Below are 17,340 nucleotides of genomic sequence, written 5' to 3' on the forward strand. Positions count from 1 at the left end.
ATCAATGACGAGTAGTAGCGAATCGAGGCGAAACACGCCCTTAGGCCGTGCTCGCTCCACATTGGCCGTATCTGGGGGTTTCGCATGGCACGTAGCACCGCGTCAGGAGTGACGGCATGAACGAGTCCCACCCGTCGGCGGCCCTCCCCCCGACGCCGACCGCCGAGCCGGGCGAACCCGGCTGCGCAGGCGGGCTCACCGTCCTCGACCCGCCCGGCCTGCCCGGCCCCGTCGACGCCCTGGACGGCACGCCGGACGCCCGCACGGAGCCGTCGGCCGCGGTGCAGGACCGTTTGGCCGGACGCCTGTCCGATATCACCAGCCTGCACGAGCACACCGAGCGGCTCGTCCGCACCCGTGGGCTGGCCGCCGTCCTGGACACCGTCCTCGCCTCCGGTGCCGCCCTGCTCGGCGCCCGGCGCGGCGTCCTGGTCACCAGGCAGCCCGGCGGCGGTCCCGGACAGCCGGTCGGCTTCGGCCTCGACCGCGCCAGCCTCGGCGCCCTGGAGACCGTCCCGACCGAGCAGAGCATGCTGGCCCGGCTGCTGCGCGAACGGGACCGGCCCGCGCAGCTGCACTCCCGCGACCTCGCCGAGGACCCGGCCACCGGCGCCCGGCTGCGCGAACTCGCCGTCCACCTCGGCCTCGGCGGCGCCTACGGCCTGCCGCTCGCCACCGTCGAGGACGGCCCACTCGCCGCCGCCCTCTGGTTCTACGACGAGCCCGCCGAGCCCACCGCCTGCCAGCGCGACCTGGCCCGCCACTACTGCGAGATCGCCGCCCCGCTGCTCGCCAAGCAGCTGGAGGCGGACCGGATCGCGCGCACCACCGAGGCGCTGCGCCGCGGCCTGCTGCCGGACCGGCTCCCCCGGGCCGCCGGGCTGCGGCTGGCCGCCCGGCTCGTCCCGGCCGGCCTGGAGAGCTCCTGCGGCAGCGACTGGTACGACGCGATCCCGCTGCCGGACGGCACCATCGGCCTCACCGTCGGCTCCGTCTCCGGCGACGGCCCCGGCGCGGGCCCCGGCTCCGCCCCCGGCGCGGCCGCCGCGATGGGCCGGGTCCGGGCCGCGCTGCGGGCGTACGCGGTGCTGGAGGGCGAGGACCCGGTCTCCGTCCTGGGGGACCTGGAACTGCTGCTCAAGACCACCGAGCCGGCCCGCACCGCCACCGCCGTCTACGCCTGGATCGAGCCCGGGGAGCGCCGGATCACCCTGGCCGGCGCCGGACACTGCCCGCCCGTCCTGGTCGGCCGGCACGGCGCCGAGTTCGTGGAGACCTCGCTCTCCGCCCCGCTCGGCATGCTGGCCTGCTGGGAGGCCCCCGGCGTGGAGTTCACCGCCGAGCGCGGCGACACCCTGCTGCTGTACACCGAGGGCCTGGCCCGCCGCTGCGGCCCGACCCTGCACGCCGGCCAGGCCAACCTGCGCCGGGCCGCCGCCGACGCCCCGCGCGACGTGCGGATCGACCCGGACCGGCTCTGCGCCCACCTGCTGGCCGTCTGCCCGGACCCGGAGGCCGTGAGCGCGGCCACCGACGACCTGATGCTGCTGGCGGCCCGGTTCGAGTGACGGTTCGGGCCCGGAACAACCGGGCGGCCGGGCGTCCGTACCATGGACGCACGGCCGCCCGCGCGTGTCGCGATCCGACACCTCCCCCCAGGGGCGGCGGTACCACCCCCAAGGAGGCGTTGCACGTGACCGAGGACCGTACCCCCGCGGTGGCCGAGAACCCCGAGGCCGAGGGCGGCGAGGAGCCCGAGCAGTTCAAGGGCCGCAAGAACGGTCTCTACGGCGAGATCTCCGACGAGCTGGCCGCCTCGATGAAGACCGGCTGGGCCGACACCGAGCTGCACGGCCTCACCCCGGTCGCCCAGGCCCCGTACGCGGCCGAGCGCCGCGCCAGGCTCTCCGCCGCCTTCCCCGGCGAGCGCCTGGTCGTCCCGGCCGGCAACCTGCGGGTGCGCTCCAACGACACCGACTACGCGTTCCGCGCCTCCAGCGAGTACGTCCACCTCACCGGCGACCGGACCGAGGACGCGGTGCTGGTCGGCGAGCCGACCGGCGCGGCCGGCCACGAGTTCACCCTCTACCTGCTGCCCCGCTCGAACCGCGAGAACGGCGAGTTCTGGCTCGACGGCTACGGCGAGCTGTGGGTCGGCCGCCGGCACAGCCTGAGCGAGCAGGAGCAGCTGCTCGGCCTGCCCGCCCGCGACGTGCGCAAGGCCGCCGAGGAGCTGGCCGCCAAGGCCGCGGACTCCGTGGTGCCGACCCGGATCGTCCGCGGCTACGACGCCGGCCTGGAGGCCGCGCTCGCCGACGCCCTGGACGCCGACCGGGACGCCGCGTTCAAGGAGTTCCTGAGCGGCCTGCGACTGGTCAAGGACGAGTGGGAGATCGGCGAGCTGCGCGCCGCCTGCGACGCCACCGTCAAGGGCTTCACCGACGTGGTCCGCGAGCTGGGCCAGGCCGTCGCCACCTCGGAGCGCTGGATCGAGGGCACCTTCTGGCGCCGCGCCCGGGTCGAGGGCAACGACGTCGGATACGGCACCATCGCCGCGGCCGGCCCGCACGCCACCACCCTGCACTGGGTGCGCAACGACGGCGACGTGCGCCCCGGCGAGCTGCTGCTGCTGGACGCGGGCGTCGAGACCAGCACCCTCTACACCGCCGACGTCACCCGCAGCCTGCCGATCGACGGCCGTTTCAACGCGATCCAGCGCCGGATCTACGACGCGGTCTACGAGGCCCAGGAGGCGGGCATCGCCGCGGTGAAGCCCGGCGCCCGGTTCCGCGACTTCCACGAGGCCTCGCAGCGCGTCCTCGCCGAGCGGCTGCTCGCCTGGGGCCTGCTGGACGCCTCGGTGTACGACGTCGAGAAGGTCCTGGAGCTCGGCCTCCAGCGCCGCTGGACCCTGCACGGCACCGGCCACATGCTCGGCCTGGACGTCCACGACTGCGCCCACTCGCGCCGCGAGGAGCACGTCGACGCGCTGCTGGTCCCCGGCATGGTGCTGACCGTCGAACCCGGCCTGTACTTCCAGCAGGACGACCTGACCGTGCCGGAGGAGTACCGCGGCATCGGCGTCCGGATCGAGGACGACATCCTGGTCACCGCCGACGGCAACGAGAACCTCTCGGCCGGCCTGCCCCGCCGCGCCGAGGACGTCGAGGCCTGGATGGCCTCGCTCGCCTGAGCCGCGACACCGTGAAGGGCCCGGCCTCCCGAGCAGTGGGAGGCCGGGCCCTTCGGCTTCGGTCCGGGCTCAGCCCTTGCTGTAGGGCTGGACCAGGGAGTCGGCGCTGTGGTGGCCGCCCGCCACCCCGCCGACCTCGATGGCCATCGGTCCGGCGTGCCGCGCCACCGCGACCCGGAAGGTGTACGGGACCGAGCTGCCCGGCAGGAGGTCCGCCAGCTCGGTGGGCTCCACCCCGAACCGGCCGTTGCAGTCCTGGACCGTCGTGAGGGTCTTCCAGTCGTTCCCGACCTTCGCCTGCACCGTGACCTCCGACGCGGACAGCTCCTGGCTGTTCCGGGCGGAGAGGAACACCGACGGGTGCATCCGGGTGACGCCGTCCGGCGAGGAGAGCGTGTAGGAGAACTCGGTCGGGGCGCCGCCGTAGACCAGGAGGGACGGCTCGGAGAGCGAGTTCACCACCGGGCGGTGGGCGTCGACGACCTTCGTGGTCACCACGCTCTTCGCCATGTCCCGGTACGACGTGCTGTGCGGGGCCGGGGCGTCCGCCTCGACGGCGAGGCTGCCCGGACGGTTGTCCACGGCGAGCACCATCCGGTACTCGACGGTCCGGCTCTCGCCCGCGGCCAGGGTGAAGGCCGCGTCGTCGCCCGTGCCCGCGTAGTCCATCCCGCCGCCCTGGCTCAGCGCGGGCAGGGCCTTCCAGCCCGAGGCGTCCTTGCGCTCCAGCGTGCCCTGCGCCATCGCGAGCACCAGCCGGCACGGCGCGCCCTCGTACTGCCGCGTCGCCACCACCGGCGCGACCGCGCGGCTGCCGGAGGCGTCGTTGTTCCTCCAGGTCACCGAGAACGAGACCTTGTCGCCCACCTGGATCCTCTGGCCCTCCCGCAGGCCGTCGAAGGTGATCCCGATGCCCCCGGGCTTGGCGGTGGTGCCGGTGGCGGGCTTGGCGGCGGGCTTGGGCTCGGTCTTCGCGGCCGCGGCCACGGGGGCCGGTACGGCCGGTACGGCGGTGGCCGGGGCCGCCTCGGTGGCCGGCGCGGCCGGAGTGGTGACGGCCGGGGCGGGCGCGGCCGGGGCGGCCGGGGCGGCGCCCGCGCCGGGGGTGGCCGACGTGGTGGCCGCGGGGGTGGGAGCGGGAGCGGAGGCGGCGACGGAGGCCCCGCCGTTCGTCGGGCCGCAGGCCGCGACACCGACGGCGGCCACGACGGCCAGCGGGACGATCTTCGCAATACGGGCGATAACGGACGCGTTCATGTGACAGTCCCCCCAAGGACGTGGTGACGGTGATCGGAATGGTCGGGCGCCTGCTGTCGCGCCCCGAGGAGCCGGCCCGAGCCCCGGCTCCGCCGGCTCGCTCTCCCCGCCTCTCACCCTGATAGACGTCCATCCCGCCGGGGGGTTGCAGGTGGATCCGAAGTTTTTCTCCGCGGACTTCCCCGGAACGCCGAAAGGCGCCGTGACCGGGGGAAACCCCCGGCCACGGCGCCTCGAACGGCCGCCTGGGACGACTACTTCACGACCGTCACCGGGACGCTCTGCTCCTTCAGCACGGCCAGCGGCGCGGTGCCGTCGTACGGCAGCGTCAGCTGGACGGCCACCGGCATCGTCCCGGGCCCGTCCGCCGGGTCGAGGGCCATCCGGTACGTCACCTTCCTGGTCTCACCCGGCGCGAGCGAGAACCGGGCCTTGACGCTCACCGCGGCGTAGTCCATGCCGCCGCCCACCGAGAGCGGGATCTCCGTCCAGCCGCCGCCGTCCTGGCGCTCCAGCTTGCCCTTGTTCACCGGGAGCACGACGTTCGGCGGCGTTCCGGCGTACTCCTTCGTGTAGACCAGCGGCTGGAGCTGCGGGTAGGTCTTCTGGCCGGTGTTCCGGTACGTCACCGTGAAGGTCACCGGGGTGCCGTTGTCGGACACCTTCTGCCCGGCACCGATGCCTCCGTCGACCGTGATGGAGAGGTCCTTCGCAGCCTGCTCGGTCGAGGACGGTCCCGGCGACCTGTGGCCGCTCACGTCCAGGCTGTTGACGATCGCCGTCAGCCCCGACTGGTAGTCGCTCTTCAGCCCGTTCGCCACCACGAAGACCTGGTCCCCGCCCATCCCCCACAGCTGGGCCGTGAAGGTGTCGCCGGGCTTGCAGGTGACGTTCCACTGGACCTTGTCGACCGCCTTGCCGGCCACGGTGGACCTGGTCCGCGCGGGGTCGCCGACCGAGGCGTAGCCGTCCTCGGGGACGTAGGGCCGGCCCCAGACCGGGCAGTTCGGCTGGCGGCCCCAGCGCCCGGCGCCGGTCACGTCGCCCATCGTCGGCCAGGCACCGCCTTCGAGTTCGTCCGGGCTGTCGTAGGCCACGACCAGGGCGCCGTACGGCTCGCACGTCGACGGCGACCAGCCCTGCTGCGGGTCGGTCGGCGCGCCCGGGCTCAGGACGCAGACCCGGTCGGCCGCGACCGGCACGGCCTTCCAGCCCGCCGGGACCTTGAACCTGACGCCCCGGAGGCTGGACGAACTCGCCGCGCCGCCGGCGGGGTTGCCGCCGGAGGCGGTGGAGGACGGGCTGCCGCCGTCGGCGAGCGGGACCTCGGTCGCGGGCGCCTCGCCGGTGGGGGTGCCCGGGTCGGTCGGGGTGGCCGTCGCACCGGGGGTGCCGGTCGGCTCGGGCGTCGGGCTCGGCGAGGTGGTCAGAGTGGCCGCCGGGGGCGGGACCTCGTCCTGGGCGACCGGATCGCCGTGGAAGGTGAGCACGCCGACCGCCATGGCCGCGGCCAGGCCGAGCGGCAGGGTGACGGCGTACACCGGGCGCAGCCGGCGGATCCGGCTCTTCGGGGGAGCGGCCGGACGCAGTCCGGTCGCCGTGACCAGGGAGGCCCGGGCCGTCATCGCCTCGCGGAGCAGCCGCTCGGTCGGGGTCTCGGCCGGTCCGTCGCCGTCGCCGTCGCCGCCGGTGCGGCCGGGGAGCTTGTCGGTCATCGAACCTTCTCCAGGTGCTTTTCCAAGGCGTCCAGAGCGCGGCTGGCGGTGGACTTCACGGCGCCCCGGGACAGTCCCAGGGTCTCGGCTATCTGCGCCTCCGACATGTCGGACCAGTAGCGCAGCACCAGCACCTCACGCTGGCGGGGGGTCAACTCCTGCAGGGCCACCAGCACCCGGCGGTGCTCGTCGTTGAGCACCGCGTGGTCCTCGGCGGACGGGGCGTCGGCCACGTGCGGCGGCACGTACTCGCGAGCCGTCTTGCGGCGGCGCAGCATCGAGCGCGCCCCGTTGACCACCGAGGTGCGCAGGTAGCCGAGCGCGTTGTCGAGGTCGTCCAGCTCCTCGCCGTGGCGCTGGTAGAGCTGGGTGAAGGCCTCCTGGACGACGTCCTCGGCCAGGTCCTGGTGGTCGACCAGCAGGACCGCCATCCGGACCAGGCCGAGCCGGTGGGCATGGTACAGGTCGGTCAGGGTGGGCCGGTCCTCGACCGGCTTGCGGCCGCCGCGCAGCAGCCGGAACCCGGAGCGGCGCTGCTTCGCCTCCTGCTCGGTGACGACGGCGGCGAGCGGTTCGCCCGCCTCCTGCACACCGAACAGCGCGGCGACCACCCCTCGGAAGGAGAAGCCGCGGGCCCCTGACTGCACGGCGGTCGGCCCGATGGCCATGGACATCTGCGTTTCCGCTTTCCCCCGGGACGGTGACGGCGGCCGCCGTTCCGTCAGGTCACCTGATCAAGATCATGATCGGGGGGGATCATCGCAGGCGTCCGCTGCCGGCCTCCCTCCGCCCCCGTACCAAGGGACGTGTGACGGCGGTGGAGGTTGCGGGCGGGTTCGAAGGAAGTTCCGAAGGGCCCCGGACGGCTACACTCACCGGCATTCCGCCACCCGTGAGCAGGGGGTTCGCATGGCCGACCAGAACGTCGACGGCCCGGTCGGGGCCGGAACCGGTACGGCCGCCGGTCCGGCCGCGGACGGGGCCGCGGCCGTCGGCACGGCCGTCGGGTCGCGGCCGGTGGCCGTCGCCATCGGCCGGCGCCCGGAGCCCGTGCACGACGTCGCGGTGTACGCCTTCCCGGGCATGGCACCGTTCGAGCTCGGCGTGGTGGTCGAGGTGTTCGGGCTGGCACGGCCGGAGCTGACCGGCCTGCTGGCGGCGCCCTGGTACGGGCTGAAGGTGTGCGCCGACCGGCCCGGGACGGCGCTGGAGGCGGTCGGCGGATTCACGCTGACCGCCCGGCACGGGCTGGACGAACTGGCGGCGGCCGACACCGTGGTGGTCCCCGGGGTGCCGAACGCGTTCGGCGGCGTGGGGACGGGCGTCTCCCCCGCCCTGGTCGAGGCGCTGCGCACCGCGCACGGACGCGGCGCCCGGATCGTGTCGATCTGCTCGGGCGCCTTCGCGCTGGCCGCCGCCGGGCTGCTGGACGGCCGGGAGGCGACCACCCACTGGCGGTACGCCGAGCTGCTCCAGCAGCGGTACCCGGCGGTGCTGGTCAACCCGGACGTGCTGTACGTGGACAACGGCGACGTGCTGACCAGCGCGGGCAGCGCGGCCGGCATCGACCTCTGCCTGCACCTGGTCCGCCGGGACCACGGCGCCAGGGTGGCCAACACGGTGGCCCGCCGCTTCGTGGTGTCCCCGCACCGGGACGGCGGGCAGGCCCAGTTCGTCGAGGCCGCGGTCCGCCCGGTCGAGGACGAGGACGACGGGATCGCCCGCAGCATGCAGTGGGCGCTGGACCACCTGTCGTCCCCGCTGACCATCTCGCAACTGGCCGGCGCCGCCCGGATGTCGGACCGCTCGTACCTGCGGCACTTCACCGCCCGCAACGGGACCAGCCCGATGCGCTGGGTGGTCACCCAGCGCATCGCGGCCAGTCTGGCGCTGCTGGAGTCGCCGGAGGGGACGGTGGAGGAGATCGCCGCGGCGGTCGGCTTCGAGAGCGCCGCGACCTTCCGCCACCACTTCGGCCGGGTGATGCGCACCTCCCCGACCGCCTACCGGCGCTCCTTCGGGCGCGGGGTGGCCTGAGCGCGGTATGGCCTGGGCGCGGGGCTACCGCCCCTCGCTCTTCTCCTCGCGCCGGTCCGCGTTGGCGACGATGGCGTCGTGCAGCCACTGCGCCAGGCCTGGCGCGATCTTCTCGTAGGTCTCGGTCCAGCGCGGGTCCGAGACGTACAGCGAGGCCAGGCCCCGGTGGATGGTGAACGTGCAGTCGTAGAAGTTCCGGCAGATGTGCTGCCGGTGCTCCTCGGCGAGGTCCGTGGCCACCGTGCCGTCGGCGGGCTCGCCGGCGGTGACCGCCGCGGCCAGACGGTCGTTGAGCTCCGTCATCTCGGCCTGGATGCGCTGCCAGTCGGCCTTGGAGTAGCCGCCGGTGCGGCGCTGCGACTCGGCCCAGGCCTCGGTGTCGCCCCAGCGCTGCTCGGCCTCCTGTTCCCACTCCTCCTGGTAGCCCTCGCCGAAGATCTCGAACTTCTCCTCCGGGGTCAGCTGAATGCCCATTCTCCGTGCCTCCATGGCGTGTTCGACGGCTGAGGCGAGTTCCTGGAGGTGACTGATCCGGTCGGTGAGCAGCTGGTGCTGCCGCCGGAGGTGTTCGGTCGGGCTGACCGAGTCGTCGTCCAGGATCGCCGCGATCTCCTCCAGGGGGAACCCGAGTTCTCGGTAGAAGAGGATCTGCTGCAGCCGGTCGAGGTCGGCGTCCACGTACCGGCGGTAGCCGGACCGGGTCCGGCCGGCCGGGGACAGCAGGCCGATCTCGTCGTAGTGGTGCAGGGTGCGGACGGTCACCTTGGCGATCTTCGCCACGGCGCCGACCGAGTAGCCCTCACTGGTCATCGGAGTTCCTCCCTGGTGCTGACCACCACCCTCGGCTCTCACGTCGCGTGAGGGTCAAGCGGTGAACGGGAACGGGCGCGCGCCCGCCTCAGACCCCGGCGCCGGCCGGCGTCCGCTCGCGCCGACGGCCGCCCCTGGCGCCCTGAGCACCCCGGCGGCCACCGCCGCCGGCCCCGTCGTCGCCGTCGCCCGGGGCGCCCGGCCGCCGCCGACGGGACCGCTGGGTGGGCCAGAACAGCACGTACCCGGCGGAGACCACCACGAAGGCGAGCCGGACGAAGCCCCGGGCCGCGTCGGACGGCAGGAGAAGCGTGCCGCCGTACAGCGCGGCCAGCGCGATCCAGCTCCACCACGGGACGAGCCGCTTCTGCCCGACCGCGTCCCAGAGCAGGGTGCCGAGCAGGATCGAGGCCGTGTAGTAGGTGTAGACGCTCGGGTCGAGCAGGATGCGGGCGTCCGCGCCCAGCAGCACCACGGCCGGCCAGCGGCCGCGCCGGACGGCGGCGCAGCCGAGCCCGATGCCGAGCGCGAACTGGGCCGGCCGGTCCCACCAGGGGGTGGCCGGGTCGGTGACCCCGAACCAGCGCAGCGCGGAGGCGGGCTGGTTCGGGATGGTGAACTTGGCGGCCGCCATCGTGTCCAGGTTGCCCAGGTAGAACGGCAGCCAGGCGATCGCCACCAGGGCGCAGAACCAGAGCGCGGTGCGCAGCCAGGCGGGCCGGGGCAGCGCCAGGATCAGCGGGGCGAAGGCGATCGCCCAGGGTTTGGAATCGACCGCCAGCGCCAGGAAGACCGCGACCTGGACGGGCCTGCCGCGGGCCAGGGCGTGCGCGGCGAGGGTGGTGAAGAACAGCGCGAGGACGTCGTCCAGGTGCGCGAAGCGGACCGAGACCTCGACCCACATCGGGATGAACGCCAGCCCGGCGATCAGCAGCCGCTGCTGAAGCCGTCGGTGGTTGGTCCCGGTGCCGAGGTAGTACAGGGCGGCGGTGCGGCCGACCAGGACCAGCATCACCAGGCCCAGCCCGGCGCTCACCGCCTCGGCGATCAGCTCGCCGGTGTGCGGGGCGAACGGGGCGGTGAGCCGGGCCGCGGCCAGGCTCACCGGGCCGATCTGGAGCTCCGGATGGTGGGCGTAGAGCGACAGGCCACCGTCGGACTGGCCGCTGAAGAGCAGCTGCTCGCCCTGGCGCAGGTAGTGCCAGGAGAAGCCGCCGCTGGGCTCGACCAGGAAGAACCAGAGCACCGTCCAGGCGGCCAGCAGGACGTGGTGCCTGCGCAGCGGCAGTCCGGCGATCCGCCCGGTCGACGCCTCGTAGTCGGTGGTGGCCCGTGCCGTGCGCGCTGTCCGCACCTGTCCTCTCCCCGCCGTTCCGCCCCCTCCGGCCGGACATCCTATGTGACGGAGGAGAACCGCCCGTGCCGCCCGCGGATCCGTCCGACGGGACGGGGCGGGCGGCACGGGGACGGCTGCGGAGACAGCTCCGGGGACGCTCGGGAACGCCGCTCGGGCCGGGTCGGCGGCAGCCGTGGCCCGGGCGGCGTCCCCGGAGCCGGCGCGCTCGTCAGCGGGCGCGTCTCACGATCGGCGCGCCCCGGGCCGGCGCGCTTCGGCTCAGCCCTGCTGGGCGGACTTGCGGCGGCGCAGCACCACGAGGGTGCCGACACCGGCCACCAGGACGGCGGCACCGGTGGCCGCGATGGCGGTGGTGTTGTCACCGCCACCGGTCTGGGCCAGCGCCTTGTCGCTGCCGTCCGCGGCGGCCTTGGCCTTGTCGACGGCGGCCGGGGTCAGCGGCGGCGGGGTGATGACCGGGGGCACCACCGGGAAGTCGATCGGGCCCGCGGTGTCGCCGCTGCTCTCGGCCGGGGCCGGGGCGGTGGCCGAGCCGGAGGGCTCACCGGTGGCCGGGGTGGTCGGCTTCTCGGTCGGCTTCTCGGTCGGCTTCTCGGTGGGCTTCCCGGTCGGGGAGCCGGTGGGCTGCCCGGTCGGGGTCGGGGTCGCGGTCGCGGTGGCCGACGGGGAGCCGCTCGCGGTCGGGGACGGCTTGCCGGTCTGGGTCGGGGTCGGGCTGGGCTTGCCGGTGTGCGACGAGGTGGGCGTCGGGGTCGGCTTGCCGCCGGGCGCCTTGATGACGAAGCCCACGCCGCCGTCGCAGCTGAGGTGGCCGTTGTCGACCGGCTGGTGGCTGGAGTCGTCGAGCTGGGCGGCGAAGACGACCGGGACGACGCCGGCCCGGCCGAGCGGGGCACCGTCGGCGAAGGACGCCCGGACCTTGATCGGGACGTTCTTGCCGCGGTTCACCCCGAGCAGGTCGTCGGCGACCGGGTTGCCGCTCGCGTCGAGGGTGCCGAGCAGCATCAGGACGGAGTCGTTCTTCTCCCCGCTCTGGTCGGGGGCGACCACCGCGGTCTGCCACTCGCCGCCGGGGAGCCGGTACTGGACCTTGAGGTCCTTGGCCTGGAGCGAGCCCGCCTTGTTCCTGAACTTGAGCAGCGGGATGAAGACGAAGTCGTGCTTCGTCCGGTTGTCGATCTTGAAGGTGAACTCGCGGGCGTCACCGCCGGCGATGAAGGTGCCGGGCACGCCGTTCAGCGAGAGGTCGAGGCTCGCGTGCGACGCCTTGTCGGCCTGTGACGCGACGGCGGACGGGGTGCCGGTGGCGCCGACGGCCATGGCGCCCTGGGCGCCGGCCAGCACGAGCGAGGACGCGAGCGCGGCGGAGCCGGCAAGGGCAAGACTGCGACGTATGGACAAGGGAGACCTCACGGAAGAGTCCGGGCGAGGCCCGGGCGCGAGGGGGCGGCCGCAGACGCCGCGTACCCCCCGCGAAGCTGAAAGTCCGACGGAGAGTACCGAACGACCGGACCGGTCCGGAAGGCGGGTGGCAGCCTTCGCCCCGGACTCGGGGCAGGCCTGTCCGAATAGTCCAACTCTGGTATCCCGTACGGCTTTTGCTCCGCACCGGAGGACGGCCGACGGATGACGGCCGACGGGTGACGGGTGACGGGTGACGGGTACACGCCCGGCGGGCGGTACCCCACGCCCCCTGGAGGATCAGCCCGCGAAGAAGGACTTGGCCGCGATCACCGCCCGCTCGTCGGCCAGCACGTCGCCCGGGCGGGTGCCGTTGCCGAGCAGCACCCCGCCCCAGCGCATCCCCATGTACTCGGCGGTCAGCCGGAGCGTGCCGATCAGCGGCTCGGCCTTGTCGTCCTCGGTGGCGAGGGCGGTGACGCCCCAGACGGTGCCGCCGCGCATCCCGTCGCGGAACGCCACCCCGGGCACCCGGAACCAGGCCGACCAGTAGTCGAGGTAGAGCTTGGCGCTGGTCGGCAACGAGTACCAGTACAGCGGCGCGACGAAGACCAGGTCGGTGGCCGCCAGGGTGGCGTCCAGCAGCGTCCGCTCGTGGCCGACCGGCTCGGGGTAGCTGCCGTCGCCGGTGTGCCGCAGGTCCCGGAAGGGCGGCAGCGGGTGCTCGTCCAGCCGCAGCCAGCGCTGCTCGGCGCCGGCCGGCAGGCTCGACTCGGCGGCCAGCCGGGCGAGCCGGGCCGAGTTGCCGTCGGTGCGCGCGCTGGCGTCGAGGAACAGGAAGCGGCGCGGCGCCTCGGCGCCGGACGGCTGATCGGTCATCAGGACTCCTCCGTCGTACGTACGGTGCGGACGCAGGGGTGAGCAGCCGTCGAACGCCGGTTTATTCCGCGCCGGTGCCGGCCCCCGGGCGGCCCCCGGGAGCGGCCGGGCCGGCGGTCAGTCGGGCAGTCCGGCCCGGCGGCGGGCGACGGCGGCGACGGCCGCCCAGTCCTTGTCCCCGTCGCCGTGGGCCAGCGCGTCCAGGAAGGCGTCCCGCAGGATGCTGCCGAACGGCAGCGGGACGTTGCGCGCGGCGCCCGCCTCCAGCGCGAGGCCGACGTCCTTGAGCCCCAGCGGCAGCCGGAACCCGGCCGGCTCGTAGCGGCGCTCGGCCACCATCGCGCCGTAGCCGGTGTGGATCGGCCCGGGGAAGAGCGTGCCGGTGAGCATCTCGACCAGGTCGGTCGTCCGGACGCCGTTGGCCTCGGCGAGGCTGCACGCCTCGGCCGTCGACTCGATCGCGCAGGCGATCAGGAAGTTGGTGCTGATCTTGGCCGTGTTGGCCTGCCGGGGGCTCTCGCCGAAGTGCCAGGTGCGCTCGCCCATCGCGGCGAACAGCGGCTCGGCCCGCTCCAGCAGCTCGGGCGCGCCCGCGACCAGGAGGTTCAGCCGCCCCGCCGCCGCGACCGGCGGCCGGCCGAGGACGGGGGCGGCGACGTAGCCGATGCCGTGCGCGGCGTGCAGCGCCTCGGCCCGCTCGGCGAGGGCGAGCGAGACGGTGGCCATGTTGACGTGCAGGGTAGCCGAGGCGCCGGCCAGCAGGGCGGGGTCGAGCAGCAGCTGCTCGACCGCCGTGTCGTTGGCCAGCATGGAGACCACCGTGTCGGCGGCGAACACCTCGGCGAGCGAGTCGGCCGCCTCCGCGCCCTCGGCCACCATGGCGGCCACCGGCTCGGGCGAGCGGTTCCAGACCCGTACGGTGTGGCCCGCCCGGAGCAGGCTGCCGGCCATGCCGCGCCCCATCGCTCCGAGCCCCACGAAGCCGATCGTCCGCCCGGTCATCCGCCCGTTCCCCTCGCCGTCACCGCTCGCGTGCGACCGACTGTACGTCAGGCGCGCGGCGGGCCCGCGGGGGGAAGGGCCGACGCACCGCGGCGGGGCCCGGGCGCACCCGCGGCCGGGCCACGGCTCACGCGCAGGCGCGGGCCGGCATCCGGGGGCGGTCGGCCGCCGCACCGCGCTGCAGCTCGGCGACCACCCGGCCGCGCAGCAGCTCGTACTGGGCCTGGAGCCGGCCGGGGCGGGCCGGGCGGGCGACCGGGCGGCCGGGGCCGACCAGCTCGTCCGGCCCGAACTGCTCGCGGGTGAGGTCGATCTCGAAGCCGGTGGCGAAGCGGTTCCACCAGTGGAGGTCCGTCCGCACGCCGTCGACGTACACCTCGCCCATCATGAGCTCGCCGCCGAGCAGGTCGTGCACCACCATCGCCGTCACCCCGCACTGGCCGCGGGCGGGATTGTCGGGACGCCAGTGGGCCAGATCCTCGGGCGCACAGGTGTCGACACCCCAGGAGGAGCGGATCGCACGTTCGATGTCGTTGAGGGTCCACGCCGTCATACCGGGAAGCCTGCCACGCGGCACTGACAGCGGCACCGGCTTTTCGAAGGGTCGTCCCGTGTTCTGCGGCGAACCTCCCGGCGTTCACCCGAACGAGGCCATGGCCCGGCCGGCCGGTCCGCCCGGGTACGGGAGGGGCCGGCCGGCCGGGCCCGGCGTCACTTCGCCAGCTCCGCGACACCCGCCTGCGCGAACTGCTCGTCCAGGTCGCCGCTGGGCGCGCCCGCGACACCGACGGCCGCGATCGGAGCGCCCTTCGACTGGATCGGGGCACCGCCGGCCAGGAACAGGGTGCCCGGGATGTCCTTCAGGTTCGGGGCCTGGGCCAGGCGCTTGGCCAGCTCCGAGGTCGGGGCGTTCCAGGACACCGCGGTGAAGGCCTTGCGCTCGGCCGACACCGGGGACTGCGGGCCGGCGCCGTCGCCCTTCAGCAGCACCCGGGTGACACCGTCCCGGTCGACGACCGCGACCGACACGTGCTGGCCGGCCTTGGTGGCCGCGTCCAGGGCGGCCTGGGCGGCGCGGGTGGCGGCGTCGATGGTCAGTCCGCTGCTCTGGGCCAGGTTCTTGTTCTGGGTGTCGGCCTTCACGGCGGCCGGGGCGGCCGGGGTGTCGGTGGACTCGGCGCTGGCCGAGACGGCGCCCACGGTGGCGGCGGCGAGCGCGGCGGCGGCGACGGTGCCGGTCAGCACCCGGGTGCGCACGGAGGTCTTCTTCATGGTCCAGCTCCTCAGCGGATCTGCGGGGTGGGGCGGGGTGGGCAGGTCGGGGGCCGCCGGACCGTTGCGGGGATCGTCCGGCGGCGTGCTTCGATCCTCCGCCCGGGGCAGGGGCCGCCACATCGGCGGTCCGGCGCGGACGGCCGGGCATGATGGTGGACGGCGGGGTCAACCGATCGGCTGATGCGGACCCGGGCCGGACGGGTCACCATCGAGGGATCGGCGCAGGTCGTCGCGGGTCGGCGCGGGTAGCCGCCGCAGGTGGACGCGGGTCGGTACGGACCGGCGCCGACCGCGCACGCACCACCCCGTTCAGCCAGGAGCCACCCGTGCAGCAGCCCCGCCCGACCGCCGGCCGCCGCGCTGCGGACCGCACCGGCGCCGATCGTCCCAGCGTCCTCGGACACGACGCGGGCGACCCGGACGCGGGCCGGCTGGCGCTGCTGCTGGACTCCGCCTTCCTGCTGCTGCTCGCCGCCTCGCTCAACCGCTACCTCAGCCACCACTCCGGCACCGCCCAGGCGCCCTGGGTGATCGGGCTGAGCGCGGCCCTCGCGGTCGCCCAGCCGGCCGGGTCCTGGCTCGACCACCGCAGGCCGCCCGCCCCGGGCCGGCGCCGCCGGTGGCCGTCGGCGCTGGTGGTGGCGCTCTGGGTGGTGCTGGTGCTGCTCGCGCCGAGCTTCGCCTGGTGCGCCGTCCCGCTGATCTACACCGCGCTGCGGGCGCTGCCGACGAAGGCGGCCATCCCGCTGGTCGGCGCGCTGACCCTGCTGGTGGTGATCGCCGAGATCCGGCTGCCGGGCGGCGCCGACGCCACGCTCGTCCTGCTGCCGCCCGCGGTGGCCGGGCTCGCCACCGGCGTCTTCCTCTTCATGACCCGGCAGGCCGCCCGGCAGCGCGCGCTGATCGCCGACCTGGTCCGCACCCGGCGCGAACTCGCCGCCACCGAGCGGCGGGAGGGCACCCTGGCCGAGCGCGCGCGGCTGGCGATGGAGATCCACGACACCCTGGCGCAGGGCCTGTCCAGCCAGCAGATGCTGCTCCAGGCCGCCGAACGCACCTGGGACACCCACCCGGCGACCGCCCGCACCCACGTCCGCACCGCCGCCGAGGTGGCCGCCCGGAACCTGGCCGAGGCCCGCCGCTTCGTCCACGACCTCGCCCCGGCGGAGCTCTCCGACGGCCGCACCCTCGACCAGGCGCTGCGGGCGCTGGCCGAGCGGGAGTCCGCCGAGAGCGGGCTGCCGGTCCGCTTCCACCTGGACGGCACGCCGGTGCCGCTGCCCACCGCGGCGCAGTCCGCGCTGTTGCGGATCGCCCAGGGCGCGCTGGCCAACGTCCGCGAGCACGCCGGGGCTTCGGCCGCCGCGATCACGCTGTCCTTCCTCGGCGACCAGGCCGTGCTGGACATCGCCGACGACGGGCGGGGCTTCGACCCGGAGGCGGCCGGCCCCGGGGGCGGGCGCGGGTACGGCCTGCCGGCGATGCGGGCCCGGCTGCGGCAGCTGGGTGGCAGGCTGACCGTGGAGAGCACGCCCGGCGAGGGCACCGTGGTCTCCGCCGCGATCCCCCTCCAGCACCGGTGATCAGCGACGGCGGGCCGAGCGACGACGACCCTGGAACTGCGATGACCCTGGAGCAGCGATGAGCACGACTCCCGTACCGGCGGCTCCCGTCCGGCTGTTGGTCTGCGACGACCACGCCGTGGTGCGGGCCGGACTGCTGGCGCTGCTGGCGAGCGCCGGTGACATCGAGGTGGTCGGCGAGGCGAGCACCGGGGAGGAGGCCGTCGCACTGGCCGCCCGGCTGGCGCCGCAGGTCGTGCTGATGGACCTCCAACTCGGCGACGGCATCGACGGGGTGGAGGCCACCCGGCGGATCACCGCCGTTCCGGGCGGGCCGCACGTCCTGGTGCTCACCACCTACGACACCGACGCCGACATCACCCGGGCCATCGCCGCCGGCGCCACCGGCTACCTGCTGAAGGCCGAGCGGCCGGAGGAGCTGTTCGCCGCCGTGCACGCGGCCGCGCAGGGCCGCACGGTGCTCTCGCCGCCGGTCGCCTCCCGGGTGATGGCGCAGATGCGGGCGCCCGCGCCGCAGCTCACCGAGCGGGAGCAGGACATCCTCGAACAGCTGGCGCAGGGGCTGGGCAACCGGGAGATCGCCCGGGCGCTGTTCATCAGCGAGGCCACGGTGAAGACCCATCTCGGCCGGATCTACGACAAGTTGGGCGTGGACACCCGGGCGGGGGCGGTGGCGGTGGCGAAGGAGCGCCGACTGCTGCGCTGAGCCCGCCGATCCCGCCTCCTCCCGGCTGCGCTGGGCGCTCGCCCGGTGTCACTGTGTGCTGTCATGATCCTTGGAATGTCGGATTCCAGGCCGGTGTCCGCCGTCACCCGCACCCATCCCGGCGC

General features: G+C 74.8%; 15 protein-coding genes. 5 read left to right on the forward strand and 10 right to left on the reverse strand.

Features of this window, described 5'->3' with window-relative positions:
- Window positions 1–116 precede the first annotated feature (116 nt).
- Both ACZ7RU_RS16495 and ACZ7RU_RS16500 read left to right on the forward strand, forming a co-directional pair.
- Window positions 117–1,568, forward strand: coding sequence for a PP2C family protein-serine/threonine phosphatase (locus ACZ7RU_RS16495; RefSeq protein ID WP_470341642.1), 1,452 nt, complete (start codon window positions 117–119; stop codon window positions 1,566–1,568).
- 125 nt (window positions 1,569–1,693) lie between these two features.
- A complete protein-coding gene (locus ACZ7RU_RS16500) occupies window positions 1,694–3,193 on the forward strand; it encodes an aminopeptidase P family protein (RefSeq protein ID WP_470341643.1) in 1,500 nt (499 codons plus the stop codon).
- 69 nt (window positions 3,194–3,262) lie between these two features.
- Here ACZ7RU_RS16500 and ACZ7RU_RS16505 read toward each other — a convergent pair whose 3' ends face one another.
- The 3 genes from ACZ7RU_RS16505 to ACZ7RU_RS16515 all read right to left on the reverse strand — a co-directional run bounded on the left by ACZ7RU_RS16505 (window position 3,263) and on the right by ACZ7RU_RS16515 (window position 6,839).
- Window positions 3,263–4,450 (reverse strand): hypothetical protein, encoded by a 1,188-nt coding sequence (locus ACZ7RU_RS16505; protein WP_470341644.1) that lies wholly within the window; start codon window positions 4,448–4,450, stop codon window positions 3,263–3,265.
- 254 nt (window positions 4,451–4,704) lie between these two features.
- The gene (locus tag ACZ7RU_RS16510) at window positions 4,705–6,165 is read right to left on the reverse strand and encodes a hypothetical protein (protein WP_470341645.1); all 1,461 of its coding nucleotides are present in this window, start codon (window positions 6,163–6,165) and stop codon (window positions 4,705–4,707) included.
- Window positions 6,162–6,839 (reverse strand): RNA polymerase sigma factor, encoded by a 678-nt coding sequence (locus tag ACZ7RU_RS16515; RefSeq protein ID WP_470341646.1) that lies wholly within the window; start codon window positions 6,837–6,839, stop codon window positions 6,162–6,164. The genes ACZ7RU_RS16510 and ACZ7RU_RS16515 overlap by 4 nt, the downstream gene beginning before the upstream one ends.
- A 235-nt stretch (window positions 6,840–7,074) precedes the next feature.
- Here ACZ7RU_RS16515 and ACZ7RU_RS16520 point away from each other — a divergent pair, with 235 nt between their 5' ends.
- Entirely contained in the window at window positions 7,075–8,202 is a 1,128-nt protein-coding gene (locus tag ACZ7RU_RS16520; protein ID WP_470341647.1) for a helix-turn-helix domain-containing protein, read from the forward strand.
- Window positions 8,203–8,226: 24 nt separating this feature from the next.
- On the opposite strand, the gene ACZ7RU_RS16525 is transcribed toward ACZ7RU_RS16520, so the two are convergent.
- From ACZ7RU_RS16525 to ACZ7RU_RS16555, 7 genes are all read right to left on the reverse strand, one after another.
- Window positions 8,227–9,012 (reverse strand): MerR family transcriptional regulator, encoded by a 786-nt coding sequence (locus tag ACZ7RU_RS16525; protein WP_470341648.1) that lies wholly within the window; start codon window positions 9,010–9,012, stop codon window positions 8,227–8,229.
- An 88-nt stretch (window positions 9,013–9,100) separates the two neighbouring features.
- On the reverse strand, window positions 9,101–10,366 hold the full coding sequence (locus ACZ7RU_RS16530; protein WP_470341649.1) for a hypothetical protein: 1,266 nt from the start codon (window positions 10,364–10,366) through the stop codon (window positions 9,101–9,103).
- A 261-nt stretch (window positions 10,367–10,627) separates the two neighbouring features.
- The gene (locus ACZ7RU_RS16535; RefSeq protein WP_470341650.1) at window positions 10,628–11,770 is read right to left on the reverse strand and encodes an LPXTG cell wall anchor domain-containing protein; all 1,143 of its coding nucleotides are present in this window, start codon (window positions 11,768–11,770) and stop codon (window positions 10,628–10,630) included.
- Between the two features lie 300 nt (window positions 11,771–12,070).
- Window positions 12,071–12,649, reverse strand: coding sequence for an NAD(P)H-dependent oxidoreductase (locus ACZ7RU_RS16540; RefSeq protein WP_470341651.1), 579 nt, complete (start codon window positions 12,647–12,649; stop codon window positions 12,071–12,073).
- A gap of 117 nt (window positions 12,650–12,766) precedes the next feature.
- On the reverse strand, window positions 12,767–13,651 hold the full coding sequence (locus ACZ7RU_RS16545) for an NAD(P)-dependent oxidoreductase (protein ID WP_470341652.1): 885 nt from the start codon (window positions 13,649–13,651) through the stop codon (window positions 12,767–12,769).
- Window positions 13,652–13,778: 127 nt separating this feature from the next.
- Window positions 13,779–14,204 (reverse strand): YunG family protein, encoded by a 426-nt coding sequence (locus ACZ7RU_RS16550; protein WP_470341653.1) that lies wholly within the window; start codon window positions 14,202–14,204, stop codon window positions 13,779–13,781.
- Between the two features lie 158 nt (window positions 14,205–14,362).
- Complete coding sequence (locus tag ACZ7RU_RS16555) at window positions 14,363–14,923, reverse strand: GlcG/HbpS family heme-binding protein (RefSeq protein ID WP_470341654.1); 561 nt, start codon at window positions 14,921–14,923, stop codon at window positions 14,363–14,365.
- A gap of 329 nt (window positions 14,924–15,252) precedes the next feature.
- Between ACZ7RU_RS16555 and ACZ7RU_RS16560 the strand changes: the two genes are divergently transcribed.
- Both ACZ7RU_RS16560 and ACZ7RU_RS16565 read left to right on the forward strand, forming a co-directional pair.
- Window positions 15,253–16,509: a sensor histidine kinase gene (locus tag ACZ7RU_RS16560; RefSeq protein WP_470341655.1), complete on the forward strand. Its 1,257-nt coding sequence runs from the start codon at window positions 15,253–15,255 to the stop codon at window positions 16,507–16,509.
- Between the two features lie 58 nt (window positions 16,510–16,567).
- A complete protein-coding gene (locus ACZ7RU_RS16565; RefSeq protein ID WP_470341656.1) occupies window positions 16,568–17,215 on the forward strand; it encodes a response regulator in 648 nt (215 codons plus the stop codon).
- Window positions 17,216–17,340: the final 125 nt, after the last annotated feature.

The sequence above is a fragment of the Kitasatospora sp. NPDC114501 genome (genome assembly GCF_055633695.1).